Below are 14649 nucleotides of genomic sequence, written 5' to 3' on the forward strand. Positions count from 1 at the left end.
GACGCGTTAGCGTCGCAATTCATACCGTGACCCGGCGGAGGCGGGACTTGGGGGCCTCCTCACCCGGAAAGACCCGCTTGACGCCGTCGCCCAGGGCGGTCTCGATGATGCGGATGTCGCGGACCAGGTGCTCAAGCCCGGCGGGCTCCAGCGAGGCGGCCTGGTCGGAGCCCCACATGGTGCGGTCGAGCGTGATGTGCCGCTCCACGGTCACCGCGCCCAGGGTCACCGCGGCGAGCGAGATCTGCAGGCCGCGCTCGTGGCCCGAGTAGCCGACCGGCACGCCGTACCGCTCCTGGAGTGTGGCGATCGTGCGGAGGTTGGCCTCCTCGGCGGGGAGGGGGTAGGTGGAGGTGGCGTGCATCAGCACCAGCTTGGAGGTGCCGAGAAGCTCAACCGCCCGGTCGATCTCCTCCAGCGTGGACATGCCGGTGGACAGGATGATCGGCTTGCCGGTCGCGGCGAGCGCGCGGAGCAGCTCCAGGTCGGTCACGCTCGCCGAGGCGACCTTGTGGGTGACCACGTCCATGGACTCCAGGAACTCCACGGACGGCACGTCCCACGGCGAGGCGAACCAGTGCAGGCCCCGATTCCGGCAGTGCTCGGCGATCTGGGTGTACTCGGCCAGGCCGAACTCGGTCCTGAGCTTGTACTCCATGTAGGTCATCTCGCCCCACGGCGTCTGCCGGATCTGGTCGCGCTGCTCCAGCGGTACGCAGATCTCCGGCGTGCGCTTCTGGAACTTGACGGCCTGACAGCCCGCCTCGGCCGCCACGTCGATGAGCCGGCGCGCGATGTCCGGGTCGCCGTTGTGGTTGATGCCGATCTCACCGATCACGTAGACCGGCTGTCCGGCCCCGACCAGCGCGTCGCCGATCTGGACGGGCCTGGTGGCCGGGGCGAGCCTCAGCTCGGCGCGGGGCGCGGTCCTTCCGGTGGCCACCTCGTCCGCCGGGCGGGCCGCGAGGACCCGGTCGCACAGCTCCCGTACGGCCCCGGCCCCGCCGGGCCTGGTCAGCACGGTCCTGGCGGCGGCGCGGACCTTCGGGTGGGCGTCGGGGACGCTGACGGGCCAGCCGACGTCGCTCATCGGGCCCAGGTCGTTGACGTCGTTGCCGACGTAGGCGACGCGGGCCGGGTCGATTCCCTCGATGGCCAGCCAGTCACGCAGCACGGTCTGCTTGTCGGTCAGACCTTGCAGGACGGGCACGCCGAGCTTGCGGGCGCGGGCCGCGACCACCGGGTTGTGCTCGGTGGACATGATCATCAATTTGACGCCGGAGCGGCGCAGTAGCGAGATGCCCATGCCGTCGGAGCGACTGACCGCGACCATCTCACGGCCGTCCTGGTCGACGTAGGCGCGGTCGTCCGTGTGCACGCCGTCGAAGTCGGTGATCACCGCGTCCACGTCGATCGGCTCGGGCTGGTCCACGAACGGTGCCAGCGCCCGTACGATCTCCAGGTCCTCGGGGGTGTCCACCTCGACGGCGTGGTGCGGGGGCACCTGCTGCACGGCGACGGAACCGAAGAAGCGGTGACCGTGCTCGCGCAGACCCTTGGTGCGCATCACGTAGAAGGCGCCGGTCTCGCGGAACTGCGGCTCGCGGTCCTGGCGGCGCGGGCGGTAGGAGGGGTCGTGGTTGACGCCCGCACCGCTTGAGCTCCACAGGAACTCGTGCGTCTCCAGCCCGGAGAACACCACGTCGGCGCTGCCGTCCAGGACCTTGGCGACCGCGCCGTCCAGATCGGCGGGGTCGATGAACGCGCTGGTGCACTGCACCAGGATGACCACGTCGGGGACGTCAGGGGTGTGGTCGAGCGCGTGCAGCACCGCGGACTCGCTGGAGGCGGTCCCGCCGCTCAGCTCTTCCGGCCGGTCGATCACGGTCGCGCCCGCGGCGCGGGCCACCTCGGCGATCCCGGCGTGGTCGGTGCTGACCACGACCTCGTCGACCAGTTCGGCCCGCACGCAGGCCCGTACCGCACGGGCGACCAGGGGGGTGCCGCCCACCGGGGCCAGGTTCTTAAGGGGAACGCCCACCGAACCTCCGCGGGCGGGGACAACGGCCAGGACTCGCAAGGTGACTCCTCATGACATACGGCGAACGCCCCTGAGCCGGGGTGTCATAGGAACCTAGTCACGAGGGTGACCGGCCAGGGGTGCCTGAGCTGAACGCCCAGAGTCGTCCGTCTTAACTTTCCGCGCCCCCGGGCCCCGCGCGGGTACGCCCCGCTCCGGGGCGTACCAGGGGGCTGAGGAGCATCCACGCGGAAACTGGTGGTACGGGCGTTGTCGCAGATAACGGGCTGCTTCGTGTAGAGGGGGACGCGCGAAACAGCAGGCGGATTTTCAGCCGGTCCGCCGTCCGGCACAGGTGCTGGACGGCCTCGAACAGGTCGTCGCCCTTTTTCGGTCGGATGTTCCTCGACCCCCTACCAGCGCTCGTGTCCTCCCCGAACGGAGCGGATCGTCAGGGGGCGGCGCCGATGGAACCCATGAGCATGGGAAGCGCGCGTTCGAGGCCGCGGCGCCAGTAGGGCCAGCTGTGGGTGCCGGGCCCGTAGAAGTCGGCGGTCACGTCGGCGCCGTTGGCCCTGGCCCGCTCGACGAAGGTCACGGCCTGGCCGAGCAGGGCGGTCTCGCCCTCGTCCGGTACCTCGGAGGTGTCGTCCAGCGGGCCGGGGGAGCCGTCTCCGCTGGAGACGAAGAGCCGTACCCCGTGCAGCGCGCCGGTGAGATCGGCCGGATTGTGGGCGGCCCACTCGGGGTCCCGCAGAGGGCCCCAGAGCTTCGCGGAGTCCTCGCCGTTCCGGTTGAGCAGCCAGTCGACGCCGCCGTTGCCGTCGCGGGTGTGCAGCACTCCGGAGAAGGAGGCGGCCGCCTGGAACATGCCGGGATGGCGGGCCGCGTACGACATCGCCCCGAATCCGCCCATGGACAGCCCCGCCACCGCCCGCCGGTCCCCGGCGCCGTAGTCGCGCTCCAGGATCCGTCGTACCTCGGTGAGGTGGAAGGTCTCCCAACCGGGGCCGTCGCGCCAGTCGGAGTAGAAGCCGACGGAGCCGCCCTCGGGGATGACCACGATCGCCCGGTAGCTCGAGGTGAGGCTTGCGGCCTCCCCCTTGGTGACCCAGGTGTCGTAGTCGGACTGGCAGCAGCCGTGCAGCAGGTACAGCACAGGCCACGGACCCGAGTCCGGCGTCCACCCCTCGGGCAGCAGGACCCGGACCATGCCCTCGCGGCCGAGCGCGGCGGAGGTCACGGTGAGCTCGTGGTCACGGCCGCCTAGCTTCTTCACCGCGACGGCGGGGGCTTGCGAGGCCCCGTCACGCGTGCCGGGCGAGGACGGTGGCAGCAGTGCGATCAGCACCGCCACGACCGCCGCGGCGGCCAGCAGGAGCACTCCCAGACGTACAGCGGTGCGGTTCACGCCGCCAATACTCTCGCTTCTCGCCGATCGCGTGAAGCCCGCTTGACGCGTCGCGGGCCGACCGGACGGGCAAAGTTCCCGCCGCACCGTCACACTGCCCGCCGACGGCCCGGCCTTCCACATCCGGCGCCTGGCCCGGAGCTGAGGATCCGGGACGGGGCAAAGTTCTCACCAAACGGCGTTACAGGCCTCGTGGGCCGGGGATTTGCGACAGTACGTCGTGATTCACGGAGGCTGTCATGGTCAAGGGAACCGTCGCCGCACTGGATGGCAGAGCGGGTGACCAGGCGGGCGGGACGGTGGACGGGACAGAGAGACCGCACATCAGCCTGCCGCTGATCGGCACGTTGACCGTGCCGCCACCGGATCGACTGGTCTTCTACGGCGTGCTGGGCGTGCTGGGCGCGTTGGGAGTCGTCGAATGGCCCCTCGTGCTCGTCGTCGGGATCGGTCACTATCTGACCGAACAGCGGTTCTCGCCCCTTTTACGGGAAGCCGGACAGGCTGCGGAGACGGCGTAGCGAGGAAAGAGATGCCGAGCGGCGGCCCGGCCCTTCCCGGCGGACAGGGGCCGGGAGCGGACCTGCCGGTCCGACCTGGGGGTGGTGGCGCTGGCACCTCTCGGTGACCTGGCAGGACAGGGCTGGACGCAGATCGGTGAGCTGGTCCTGGCCTTCGTGCTTTCGGCCGCGATCGGCCTTGAGCGGGAGATCCGCCAGAAGAGCGCGGGACTGCGCACCCACACCCTGGTCGGCTTCGCCGCCGCCCTGATCATGCTGGTGTCGAAATACGGCTTCGCCGACGTGCTGGGAGCGAACGTCTCTTTGGACCCGTCCCGGGTGGCCGCCCAGATCGTGTCCGGCATCGGCTTCATCGGGGCCGGCCTGATATTCGTCCGCGGTGACGCGGTCCGCGGTCTCACCACCGCCGCGGCGATCTGGCTCACCGCGGCGGTGGGCATGGCGGCGGGGGCGGGACTGTGGCTGCTGGCGGTAGCCGTGACCGTGGGACATTTCATGACGGTTTTCGTTCTCACCCCGTTGGCGGACCGGCTTCCCCGGTCCAGGTACGCACCCTCGCGGCTCCATCTGACCTACCTCGACCGGCGGGGCGTGCTCCGGCTGGCGCTGGCCGAATGCACGCGCAGGGGATTCGGCGTGGACGAGCTCTCCATTGACCAGCGCAGCGAGCACCGCGCCCCGGCGACCGTCTCACTTTGGCTCACCGTGCACGGCACCGGCCTGATAACCGAGCTGACCACGGCACTCTCCGAGATCGACGGAGTGCTCGCCGTGGTGAGCCAGGACGCCAACGCGCCCACGCTCTGACGGTCGCCGCCCGTGACATCACGGTCGATCTCCTATGACCCGACTCCAGGGCCCGGCTGCTTTCGATACTGGCCGAGACCGTCTCCGTACCGGACTTCGATCAGCACCTCTGAGTTCGGTGAAGGAACGCTACTGTGAAGCAGCGGCAAGCCGAGACGCGTTCGGCTCGGCTCGGATGTGCGTCGCTGCGGCTTGTGAAGACGCGAAGCCGAGGATGATGCAGATGAGTGGCCGTAACGGTGCGGTACTGATCGGTGGTGATGTCACGTGTTGACCCGGCTTGAGGTGCGGGGATTCAAGAACCTGCTGGACGTTCAGGTGGATTTCGGCCCGTTCACCTGTATCGCTGGTGCGAACGGCATAGGCAAGTCGAATGTGTTCGACGCTGTCGAATTCCTGTCCTATTTGGCCACGGACACTCTGATCGAGGCCTCACAAAGGGTTCGTGGAGCGTCGGGGATCCGTGGCGGGGATCCGAGGGACCTCTTCTGGGACGGATACAGGGACCATCCGCGACACATCTCGCTGGCTGCGGAGATGATCGTCCCCGCAGAGGTGGAGGACGACCTCGGGGCATCGGCCAAACCGACGACGACGTTTCTGCGCTATGAGCTTGAGCTGGAATACGCGTCTCCTGAGGGGGAGAGCAGCGTAGGCCGGCTGGTTCTGGCCCGGGAGGAACTTCGCCACATCAACAGGGGAGAGGCGGCCAGGCATCTTCGCTTCGCACACAGCGCGAAGAACTTCAGGAACGCCGTGGTCATGGGCCAGCGCCGAGGCGGGGCTTTTCTCTCCACAGAGAAACGGGAGAGTGGCACCGTTATCAATGTCCACGGCGATGGCGGAAGCTTCGGCAAGCCGCAGCCGCGAGCCGCGGTTCGAGCCGGTCGGACAGTTCTCAGTACGGTGACCACGAACGACTACCCGACGATTCTGGCGGCACGCCGTGAAATGCAGAGCTGGCGTCGGCTGGCCCTGGAACCGTCAGCGCTGCGTGCCCCGGACAGTTTCGGAGACCCAAGATCACTCGGCGCGGACGGCCGCCACCTGGCCGCCACTCTTTTCCGCATCGCCACTGAGAGCCGACGCCCGGACGGAACCTCGGATGCCGAAGCCGTCTACGCGCAGGTCGCCGATCGCCTGTCCGACCTCGCCGCCGTCGGGGTGGAAAGCCTCCGCGTCCAACCCGACCCGGTCCGCGAGGTCTTCACGCTCTTCCTGCAAGAGAGAGGCGGTCTCCAACTGCCGGCGAGGGCGCTCTCCGAAGGAACTCTGCGCTTCCTGGCGCTCTGTGTGCTGCTTGAGGATCCGACGGTTACCGGGCTTATTTGCATGGAGGAGCCCGAGAACGGCATTCACCCCGCTAATCTTCCGGCCATGGTGGATCTGGTGCGGGATCTGGCGGTGGATCCGAGGGAAACTCCCGACGCTGCGAATCCCTTCCGACAAGTGATCATCAACACGCACGCTCCAGGCGTCGTGCAGCTGTGTGATCCGGCGGACCTGCTCCTTGCCGAAGGGCGTTTGCTGCGCAATCCGGACGGGGTGGTCACCTCTGCGCTCTCCCTCACCCCCTTCAGCGGGTCATGGAGAGCGGTAGCGGGCGAACCATCCTTCTCCGAGGCCGATGTGGTCGCCTATCTTGTCGCGCCTCCCGGGGCTCAACTGCGCCTGCCACTGGACATCGCCGGATGAACGCGCGGTCCTTCGCCGGCCTTTTCATAGCTGAGGGAAGCTCCGATCTGCCACTGGCCGACCTTGTGGAGGCACTGTTCGTTGACAGAGGCGTGACGCTCAGGTTGAGCAAACCGGACTTCTCGCTTCTCGGCAAGATTCCCAAAGATGTCAGGTCACGGGTCACCGCAGGTATGAAGCTGCTGCGAGATCCCGTTGATCTTGTTGTCGTGCATCGTGATTCCGACAACGTCGGACATGAGATCCGCCGGACCGAGATCGAAAAGGCGGTTCGGGAAGCGGGGGTGGTCTCCTCGGTTGTTCCGGTGATACCGGTGCGTATGACCGAGGCATGGTTGCTTCTGGATGAGGATGGGATACGCCAGGTGGCGGGTAACCCGCGAGGACGGCATGATCTCCGGCTTCCCCGGGTTCATGAGGTTGAAGGAGTGGCCGACCCCAAGCAGATGCTCCAACAGTGCCTCATCACGGCAGCAGATGTGGTGGGGCGGCGCCATGACCGTGTCACGAAGCGGTTCTTCCAGCACCGCCGTCAACTCCTGGAGCGGTTGGACTGCGCGGGACCGGTCTCCAGGTTGCCGAGCTGGAAGCGGTTGGTGGCGGATGTCGACGCGGTTGTCGAGCAGTGGAAGTGAAGCCGCCCGGTACGGGTCTCATGGCATGATCCCGCGAAGAGAGCACCCCGGGATCACCCGGCTCCCAGCAGGGCGATGACGGACAGGGGCACCAGGGGTGTAGTCGGAGTTGTTGATCCCGCAGACGGGGGAGTGGAAGTCGGCGGAGGAGTAGAGCCCCGGGTAGTCGTACGTGCCGAAGCCGTAGCCGCCGTAGCTGCTGCTGCCCTGGCCGGTCATGTGGTTGACGACGGCGTCGGCGTGGACCTTGACGCCCGCCGCGTGACAGGCGTTCACCATGTTCCTGAACGCGTTCTCGTCACCGAACTTGCTGGTGAGGGTGTGGCGGGCGGGCTGGTAGATGTCCCACCAGACCGAGCCGCCCTTGGACGTCGAGTCGCTCGGCGGGGAGACCTGCACGGCGGCGTATCCGGCGGGGCCGAGGACGTCGGTGCACTCCCTGGCGACGGAGTTCCAGTTCCAGTTCCACAGCTTGACGATCGGGCCGGGGGTGGGCGGTGCCGCCTGGGCGGGGGTGCTCAGCGCGACGGGCACCACGACCGCGGCGCCTGCCAGCGCGCTTAACGTGGTGGCAACGACGGCTCTGTAGGGTTTCATGGGTGGGGGCCTCCAGGATCGATGGACGGGTTCCTTGGCCGGGCCGGGTGCTGCAACACCTGGCCCGGCCGTCTTTCCGGGGTATGCGGGGGTCAGGGCTGGACGAAGACGGCGACGGTGCGTGCCGGGACCGTCAGCGTGCCCGTGGCGGGATCGAACGTCGACTGCTTCACGACGGCGTCGTCGCCGGCCGTCTGGACGGGGTGGAGCGTCACCTGGGTGCCCTTCAGCGCGGCGACGGTCTGCGGCCGAGCCTCGGGGGTCGCGTTGAAGACGACGGTGATCGACTTCCAACGCGGGTCGATCCCCGAGGCGTCCAGGTGCATGGTCACGACACCCGGGGTCTCCGAGGTGCCGCTGGTCGGGAAGGTCAGGCGCTTCTGCACCTCGGCCAGGCTGCCCAGGCCGAACACCGGTGAGGACGATCGGATCTTCAGCAGCTCGCCGTAGCGGGCGCGGGCCGCGCCGATCGCCGCGCAGTCCGGCTTCAACGCCGGGTCGGCGAGCAGCGGCCTCGCGTACTGCCACTTGTCCTCGTTGTCGGCCTTCGGGGGGAGCCCGGCGCCGAAGCCGTTACCCGCGGAGCAGTCCCACAGCAGCCGGTTGAACCAGTCGCCGGAGTCGTAGGAGTTGCGATCCAGCGACTTGGAGCGGAGCCGCTCGCTGCCGGCGTGCACGAACGAGGTGCCCTGCCCGAGCACGGCCGTGGCCAGCGAGAGCGACTGCATGCGCACCCGGTCGGCCATGGTCGTGGCCTGTGGCAGCTTGTAGGCCAGCGCGTCGAACAGTGTCTCGTTGTCGTGGGCGTCGATGTAGGTGACGACCTCACCCGGCGAGGCGGTGTATCCGGCGGGGGAGCCGTTGTAGCCGACCTGTGAGCCCTTGACCTCCTTGCCGCTGGAGGCGGTGAAGGTGTAGTCGCGGAGGTTGCCGGCCAGCCCGACCTTGATCAGATCCTGGTAGCCGAGCAGCCGGGCCCGCTGCTGGGCCTCGTCGCCGTTGGCCGGTGACCCGTTGGGCGCCCCGGCCAGCCCGGAACCGAAGCCCTGGACCCGCGGGTCGGGGTCGAACGGGCTGCCGCCGCGCACCGCGTCACGGAGCCGGTCGCTGAAGGTGCCTATCCCGGTGCCCGCCATGTTGGCCTGGGTGGCCTGCTCGAAGCGGGCGTCGTCGGCGACCTCGCCGAAGTTCCAGCCCTCCCCGTACAGGATGATCGACTTCCCGTCCACGCCGTCGCGGGCCACGGTCAGCCTGTCCAGTGCGGCGCGGACCGCGAGCATGTTCGCCTTGGGGTGGTGGCCCATCAGGTCGAACCTGAAGCCGTCCACCTTGTACTCGCGGGCCCAGGTGACGACGGAGTCGACGACGAGTTTGCCCATCATGGCGTGCTCGGGCGCGGTGTTGGCGCAGCAGGTGGAGCTGGCCACGGTGCCGTCGTCGAGCAGCCGGTGGTAGTAGCCGGGCACGATCCGGTCGAGCACCGAGGTCGGATCCTGGCCGGCGGCGTGGGTGTGGTTGTAGACCACGTCCATCACCACCCGCAGCCCCGCCCCGTTCAGCCCGCCGACCATGCTCCGGAACTCCCTGATCCGCGACGACCCCTCGGGGTCGGTGGCGTAGGAGCCCTCGGGCACCGTGTAGTGCAGCGGGTCGTATCCCCAGTTGAAGGAGTCCCCTGCCGCGGTGCGCGCGACGCAGGCCTGCTGCTCCTCGGAGTCGGGGGGCATCGAGGCCAGGTCGCAGCCGGGTTCGGTCCGCTCCGCCCTGCGCTCGGGGACCGTCGCGATGTCGAAGACGGGCAGCAGGTGCACGTGGGTCAGGCCGTCCTTGGCCAGCCCGCGCAGCTCCTTCATTCCCGCCGAGTCGCCGGTGAACGCGGAGTAGGTACCGCGCCTGGAAGCGGGGACCGTCGTGTCGGAGGCGGAGAAGTCGCGTACGTGCAGCTCGTAGATCGACGACTTCTCCTGCGGCACCGCCTTGGGCTTGGCCAGTGACGACCAGCCGTCGGGCCGCAGGGAGCGGTCGGACAGGTCGACCAGCTGGCTGCGGCCCGAGCCGGCGGCCAGCGACAGGCTGTAGGGGTCGGTCACCTCGTTGGTGACGACCTTGCCCTCGGCGGGCACGTAGACCGTGACCAGGAAGGTGTAGTAGCGGTCCTTCCAGCCCTGCTGCCCGCTGACCGACCAGACGCCGGTGCCGTTGTCGCGCCGCATGGCGTGGACGGTGCGGGTCCCGCCGGAGGGGGCGCGGTGGAGCGCCAGCTCGACCTTGCACGCCGTCGGCGCCCAGACCGACAGCCTGGGCGTGCCGCCGCTCCACGAGGGGCCGAGGTCGGCGGTCACCGCCTTGGCGTGCAGGTCGTCGAGCACGCCGGGCAGCTGCACGCCGGTGGCGGCCAGCAGCGCGCCCGAGGCGTCGCGCTCGACGGCCACGACCTGGCCGCGCGACGCCTTCCCGGCGAGGTCGGCGTCGCGCGGGTCGATCGTGAACGCGGCGTGCCCGGCCAGGTGCGGCCACTTCGCCTTCTGCGCCTCGGTGAGCGCTCCCGGAAGGAGGCGAATGATCCGGATGTCGCCGGTTAGGTCGCCCTTGGCGTAGGTGATGTCACCCTTCTTGGAGAAGGCCAGGGAGTGACGGAGCGAGGAGGACGGCTCGACCTTCCAGGCGACGGTGCCACGGTCGATCCAGTGCGCCGAGGACTTCGACAGGTCGGCGTCCGCGCCGCGTGCCGCCGGCTGTGGCAGCAGGTGGCCCTCGGTGGCCGCGGTCCGCCAGGCCTCGTGGCCGGTCGCCACCAGGTCCAGCGCCTGGTTGTCGGGCAGGTCCTTCTCGTCGCCCTTGTGGATGATGTAGCTCACGTTCTTGGCCCCCTCGGTCAGGGGGACGCGGAAGTGAACGCCGAAGGCGTCTTCGCCCGCGGGCTGGAGCGGGGTGGCCCACTCGGTGGGCTGGGCCACGTCACCCCAAAGGTGCAGTCCCCAGCCTTCATATTTCCCGTCGGGACGGTTGTAGTGCAGGATCGCCACATTCTCGGCTGAGGCCCGGCTCGGGTGGACCTTCGCCACACCCGAGACGACGGCGGCCTCCGGCTGGAGCGCCGGGGTGAACGACTGGTCGGGACCGAGGTCCTTGGTGTCGCCCTTGTGGGCGATGATCCCGACGTTGGACGCTCCGGGCTTGAGCTTGATCCAGGCGAACCGGCCGTAGGCGTCCTCGCCGGTGAGCTTGAGCGGCTCGGCTCACTCGGTGGGGTTCTCGACATCGCCCCAGACGTGCAGGCCCCAGCCGTCGTAGTCCTCGCGCTGGTAGTGCACGACCAGCCAGTCGCGCCTGACCGCGCCCGGCTCCTCGGGGGCCGGCTCGGCGCCGACGGTCGCCGCCGCGCCCGCCGTGCCGCCGCTGAAGGAGCGGGCGGCCTCCTGGAACTCGCGCGCCGTGGGGGGAGTGGCCAGACCACGGGGGGCCTCCACGGGATTTGTTTCGAGGGTGTTGCCCGGAAGTTACTCACTGGGAATGCTCTATGCAATCCCTTGCGACAATTTTCTGAATCCAGGCAATCCGAGATGGGGCAGCAGGGGGTCGACGAAAGGATAAAAGCATACAAATAGTATTTTTCGCCCTCCGAGAGACAGTGGCGCCCCTGCCGCGACTTCTGATCGAAGGTCCTTTGGTTCTCGGTTTTGGGCTGATTTGTAACAAGTTTGCAGACTCTTGCAGAAAGTTCTTCCAATGGGGTTCACGTCGGCGTAACGTCCGGCGTACTCCAGACCCGGCCGGACGGCTCCCCGACGCCGGCCGCCCCCCTTGAACCTGAGGAGAAACACATGCGGGAAAGTCGATCCTGCTGCACGCGACCCTGCTGGCCGCGGTCGCCGTCTCGCTGTTCCCGATCGTCTGGCTGGTCCTGACCTCGCTCAAGCCGCGCGACGGCTGGCTCTCCAGCGAGCTGGAGATCTTCAGCCAGCCGTCGCCGGACAACTACATCCGGGTGCTGACCGAGACGCAGTTCCCGACCTGGCTGCTCAACTCGGTGATCGTCGCCGGGCTGACCGTTGCCGGGCTTACCGCCGGTGCCACAAAGTCGTAACACCGCCGTGCTATTACATCCTGACATGTCACCTGATCGGGGGATTTAACATGACCGAGCTTGTCTATGCGGACCGTGCTGCCGGGACCGCCACCCGATGGTGGCGCGACGCGGTGATCTACCAGGTCTACGTGCGCAGCTTCGCCGACGGCAACGGCGACGGTGTGGGCGATCTGCTCGGCGCGCGCGGCAGGCTCCCGTACCTGGCGGACCTCGGGGTCGACGCGATCTGGCTCACCCCGTTCTTCACCTCACCGATGGCCGACTTCGGCTACGACGTGGCCGACTACCGGGACGTGGACCCGATCTTCGGCTCGCTGGACGACGCCAGGGCGCTGATCGACGACGCGCACGGGCATGGCCTGCGGATCATCATGGACGTGGTGCCCAACCACACCTCCGACCAGCACGCCTGGTTCGCGGAGGCGGTGGCGGCGGGTCCGGGAGCCCCCGCGCGCGAGCGTTACATCTTCCGCCAGGGCCGGGGCGCGGCCGGAGAGCTGCCGCCCAACGACTGGGAGTCGATCTTCGGCGGCTCCGCGTGGACCCGGCTGCCGGACGGCGAGTGGTACCTGCACCTGTTCGCACCCGAGCAGCCCGACCTGAACTGGGAGAACCCCGAGGTTCACGCGGAGTTCGAGTCGATCCTGCGGTTCTGGCTCGACCTGGGGGTAGACGGCTTCCGCATCGACGTCGCCCACGGCATGGTCAAGGCCGAAGGACTGCCCGATGTCGGGCACAGCGACCATATCCGGATGATCGGCACCGACGTGGTGCCGTTCTTCGACCAGGACGGCGTGCACGAGATCCACCGCGCCTGGCGCAGGCTGCTCGACTCCTACCCCGGAGAGCGGATCGGCGTCGCCGAGGCGTGGGCACCGTCCCCGCAGCGGCTGGCCAACTACGTCCGTCCCGACGAGCTGCACCAGGCGTTCAACTTCCACTTCCTCAACACCCCCTGGGCGGCGGAGGGGTTCCGTGCGGTCATCGAGGAGTCGCTGGCGACCGCCGGGCTGGTCGGCGCGCCCAGCACCTGGGTGCTCTCCAACCACGACGTCAAGCGCCACCTCACCCGGTACGGCGGCGGCGAGGTCGGTCTGCGCCGCTCCCGCGCCGCGGCCCTGCTGATGCTCTCCCTGCCCGGCTCGACCTACGTCTACCAGGGTGAGGAGCTCGGCCTGCCCGAGGTTCTCGACCTTCCCGAGGAGTTCCTGCGCGACCCGCAGCGGCTCCGCAGCCCCGACGACGGCCGTGACGGCTGCCGGGTGCCGCTCCCCTGGTCCGACGGCGAGCCGCACTTCGGCTTCAGCCTGCCGGGCGTCAACGGGACATGGCTTCCCATGCCGTCCTCCTGGGGCCCGCTCAGCGTCGAGTCCCAGCTGGAGGATCCGGCCTCCACGCTGAACCTGTACCGGGACGCGCTCCGGATCAGGCGCGAGTGGACGGCCTTCGGCGACACCCCGCTGGCCTGGCTCGACTCCCCGGAGGGAACGCTGACCTTCACCCGCGACGCCGGCTTCACCTGCACCGTCAACCTCACCGGCGACCCCGTGGAGCTGCCCGCCCCCGGACGGGTTCTGCTGGCCAGCGCCGAGCCGGTCGTCCAGGGCGGTGTCGCGTGCCTCGCCCCCGACTCCGCCGTCTGGTGGCAACGCGATGACGCCTAGTGCCGTCGGCCCGCTCGGCAACGGCACCGCCCGGCTGACCGACATCGCCGCGCAGGCCGGGGTCAGCGAGGCCACGGTCAGCCGGGTGCTCAACGGCAAACCCAGCGTGTCGCAGGCGACCAGGCAGGCGGTGCTGACCGCGCTCGACCTGATGGGGTACGAGCGCCCGCAGCGGTTGCGTCAGCGCAGCAACGGGCTGATCGGCCTGGTCACCCCGGAACTGGACAACCCGATCTTCCCGGCGTTCGCCCAGGCGTTTGAGAAGACGTTGACCCAGCACGGCTACACCCCGGTGCTCTGCACCCAGCTGCCCGGCGGCGCGGTCGAGGACGAGTTCACCGAGCTGCTCGTGGAGCGCGGGGTCAGCGGCATCGTCTTCGTCTCCGGGCTGCACGCCGACGTCACCGCGCGTTCGGACCGCTACACCCAGCTGATCGGGCAGGGCGTGCCCATCGTCCTGCTCAACGGGCACGCCGCCGACGTCCCCGCCCCCTTCATCTCTCCTGACGACCGGGCCGCGGCACGGCTGGCGGTTCAGCACCTGGTCGACCTGGGGCACGAGCGGATCGGCCTGGCCGTGGGGCCACGCCGGTTCGTGCCGGTGATCAGGAAGATCGAGGGGTACCGGCGGGCGATGGCGCAGCTGCTGGGGGCGACGGACGTCGACGAGCTGATCTCGCATTCGCTGTTCTCCGTGGAGGGAGGTCAGGCGGCGGCGGCGCAGCTGCTTGAGCGCGGCTGCACGGGGATCGTGTGCGCGTCGGACCTGATGGCGCTGGGCGCGATCCGGGCCTGTCGTGACCGGGGTCTTTCGGTGCCGGGGGAGGTGTCGGTGGTGGGGTTCGACGACTCGCCGTTGATCGCGTTCACCGACCCGCCGCTGACCACCGTGCGCCAGCCGGTCCAGTCGATGGTGACCTCCGCGGTCCACACCCTCCTGGAGGCCATCGCCGGCACCCCGGGACAGCACTCCGAACTGATCTTCCAGCCCGAGTTCATCGTCAGGGGATCGACGGGATCCGGCCCCAAGGTACTTCGCTGACGACCTTTCTCCCCTGACCCTCCTCCCGCCGGTCCTCCGGCACCTCCCTCGGGAGAACACGCCTACTCCGAGCTGCTCGACCGGGTCAGAGAGGTGCCGGTGGGGGCGGTGACGCACCGGTTCCACTGTGCGGCTGGAGCCGCCATGGGATCCACGCCGTCGAACCG

At 69.0% G+C, this 14649-nt stretch carries 10 protein-coding genes and 1 pseudogene; 6 read left to right on the forward strand and 5 right to left on the reverse strand.

Going from position 1 to position 14649, the window contains the following annotated elements; all coding sequences use genetic code 11:
* Window positions 1-19 precede the first annotated feature (19 nt).
* Entirely contained in the window at window positions 20-2080 is a 2061-nt protein-coding gene (locus OIE13_RS09510) for an N-acetylneuraminate synthase family protein (protein ID WP_326640979.1), read from the reverse strand.
* 391 nt (window positions 2081-2471) lie between these two features.
* Window positions 2472-3431 carry an alpha/beta hydrolase gene (locus tag OIE13_RS09515; protein WP_326829880.1) on the reverse strand — a complete coding sequence of 320 codons (960 nt, stop codon included), beginning with the start codon at window positions 3429-3431 and terminating at the stop codon, window positions 2472-2474.
* 239 nt (window positions 3432-3670) lie between these two features.
* Between OIE13_RS09515 and OIE13_RS09520 the strand changes: the two genes are divergently transcribed.
* The 4 genes from OIE13_RS09520 (at window position 3671) to OIE13_RS09535 (ending at window position 7089) form a co-directional block, all read left to right on the forward strand.
* Entirely contained in the window at window positions 3671-3952 is a 282-nt protein-coding gene (locus OIE13_RS09520; RefSeq protein ID WP_326829881.1) for a hypothetical protein, read from the forward strand.
* Between the two features lie 84 nt (window positions 3953-4036).
* Window positions 4037-4759 carry an MgtC/SapB family protein gene (locus OIE13_RS09525; protein WP_326640973.1) on the forward strand — a complete coding sequence of 241 codons (723 nt, stop codon included), beginning with the start codon at window positions 4037-4039 and terminating at the stop codon, window positions 4757-4759.
* Window positions 4760-5026: 267 nt separating this feature from the next.
* Complete coding sequence (locus tag OIE13_RS09530; protein WP_326640971.1) at window positions 5027-6454, forward strand: AAA family ATPase; 1428 nt, start codon at window positions 5027-5029, stop codon at window positions 6452-6454.
* On the forward strand, window positions 6451-7089 hold the full coding sequence (locus OIE13_RS09535; protein ID WP_326640969.1) for a hypothetical protein: 639 nt from the start codon (window positions 6451-6453) through the stop codon (window positions 7087-7089). Before OIE13_RS09530 ends, OIE13_RS09535 begins: the two co-directional genes overlap by 4 nt.
* An 18-nt stretch (window positions 7090-7107) precedes the next feature.
* Here the strand turns inward: OIE13_RS09535 and OIE13_RS09540 are convergent, their stop codons facing one another.
* From OIE13_RS09540 to OIE13_RS09550, 3 genes and pseudogenes are all read right to left on the reverse strand, one after another.
* A complete protein-coding gene (locus tag OIE13_RS09540) occupies window positions 7108-7686 on the reverse strand; it encodes an alpha-amylase family glycosyl hydrolase (protein ID WP_326829882.1) in 579 nt (192 codons plus the stop codon).
* Between the two features lie 92 nt (window positions 7687-7778).
* Window positions 7779-10751: a pullulanase-type alpha-1,6-glucosidase gene (pulA, locus tag OIE13_RS09545; protein WP_326830275.1), complete on the reverse strand. Its 2973-nt coding sequence runs from the start codon at window positions 10749-10751 to the stop codon at window positions 7779-7781.
* A pseudogene (locus OIE13_RS09550) lies at window positions 10749-11156 on the reverse strand (pullulanase-associated domain-containing protein); the annotation flags it as partial. The gene pulA and the pseudogene OIE13_RS09550, both read right to left, overlap by 3 nt.
* Window positions 11157-11823: 667 nt before the next feature.
* Here OIE13_RS09550 and OIE13_RS09555 point away from each other — a divergent pair.
* A complete protein-coding gene (locus OIE13_RS09555; RefSeq protein ID WP_326829883.1) occupies window positions 11824-13440 on the forward strand; it encodes a glycoside hydrolase family 13 protein in 1617 nt (538 codons plus the stop codon).
* The gene (locus tag OIE13_RS09560) at window positions 13430-14482 is read left to right on the forward strand and encodes a LacI family DNA-binding transcriptional regulator (protein WP_326829884.1); all 1053 of its coding nucleotides are present in this window, start codon (window positions 13430-13432) and stop codon (window positions 14480-14482) included. The genes OIE13_RS09555 and OIE13_RS09560 overlap by 11 nt, the downstream gene beginning before the upstream one ends.
* Window positions 14483-14649: the final 167 nt, after the last annotated feature.

The organism is Streptosporangium sp. NBC_01810 (genome assembly GCF_035917355.1).
GTDB lineage: Bacteria > Actinomycetota > Actinomycetes > Streptosporangiales > Streptosporangiaceae > Streptosporangium.

Coding starts and splice junctions, on each gene's coding strand:
- OIE13_RS09520 (WP_326829881.1), top strand. CDS start 3,671: ATGGTCAAGGGAACCGTCGCCGCACTGGATGGCAGAGCGGGTGACCAG.
- OIE13_RS09535 (WP_326640969.1), top strand. CDS start 6,451: ATGAACGCGCGGTCCTTCGCCGGCCTTTTCATAGCTGAGGGAAGCTCC.
- OIE13_RS09540 (WP_326829882.1), bottom strand. CDS start 7,686: ATGAAACCCTACAGAGCCGTCGTTGCCACCACGTTAAGCGCGCTGGCA.
- OIE13_RS09555 (WP_326829883.1), top strand. CDS start 11,824: ATGACCGAGCTTGTCTATGCGGACCGTGCTGCCGGGACCGCCACCCGA.
- OIE13_RS09560 (WP_326829884.1), top strand. CDS start 13,430: ATGACGCCTAGTGCCGTCGGCCCGCTCGGCAACGGCACCGCCCGGCTG.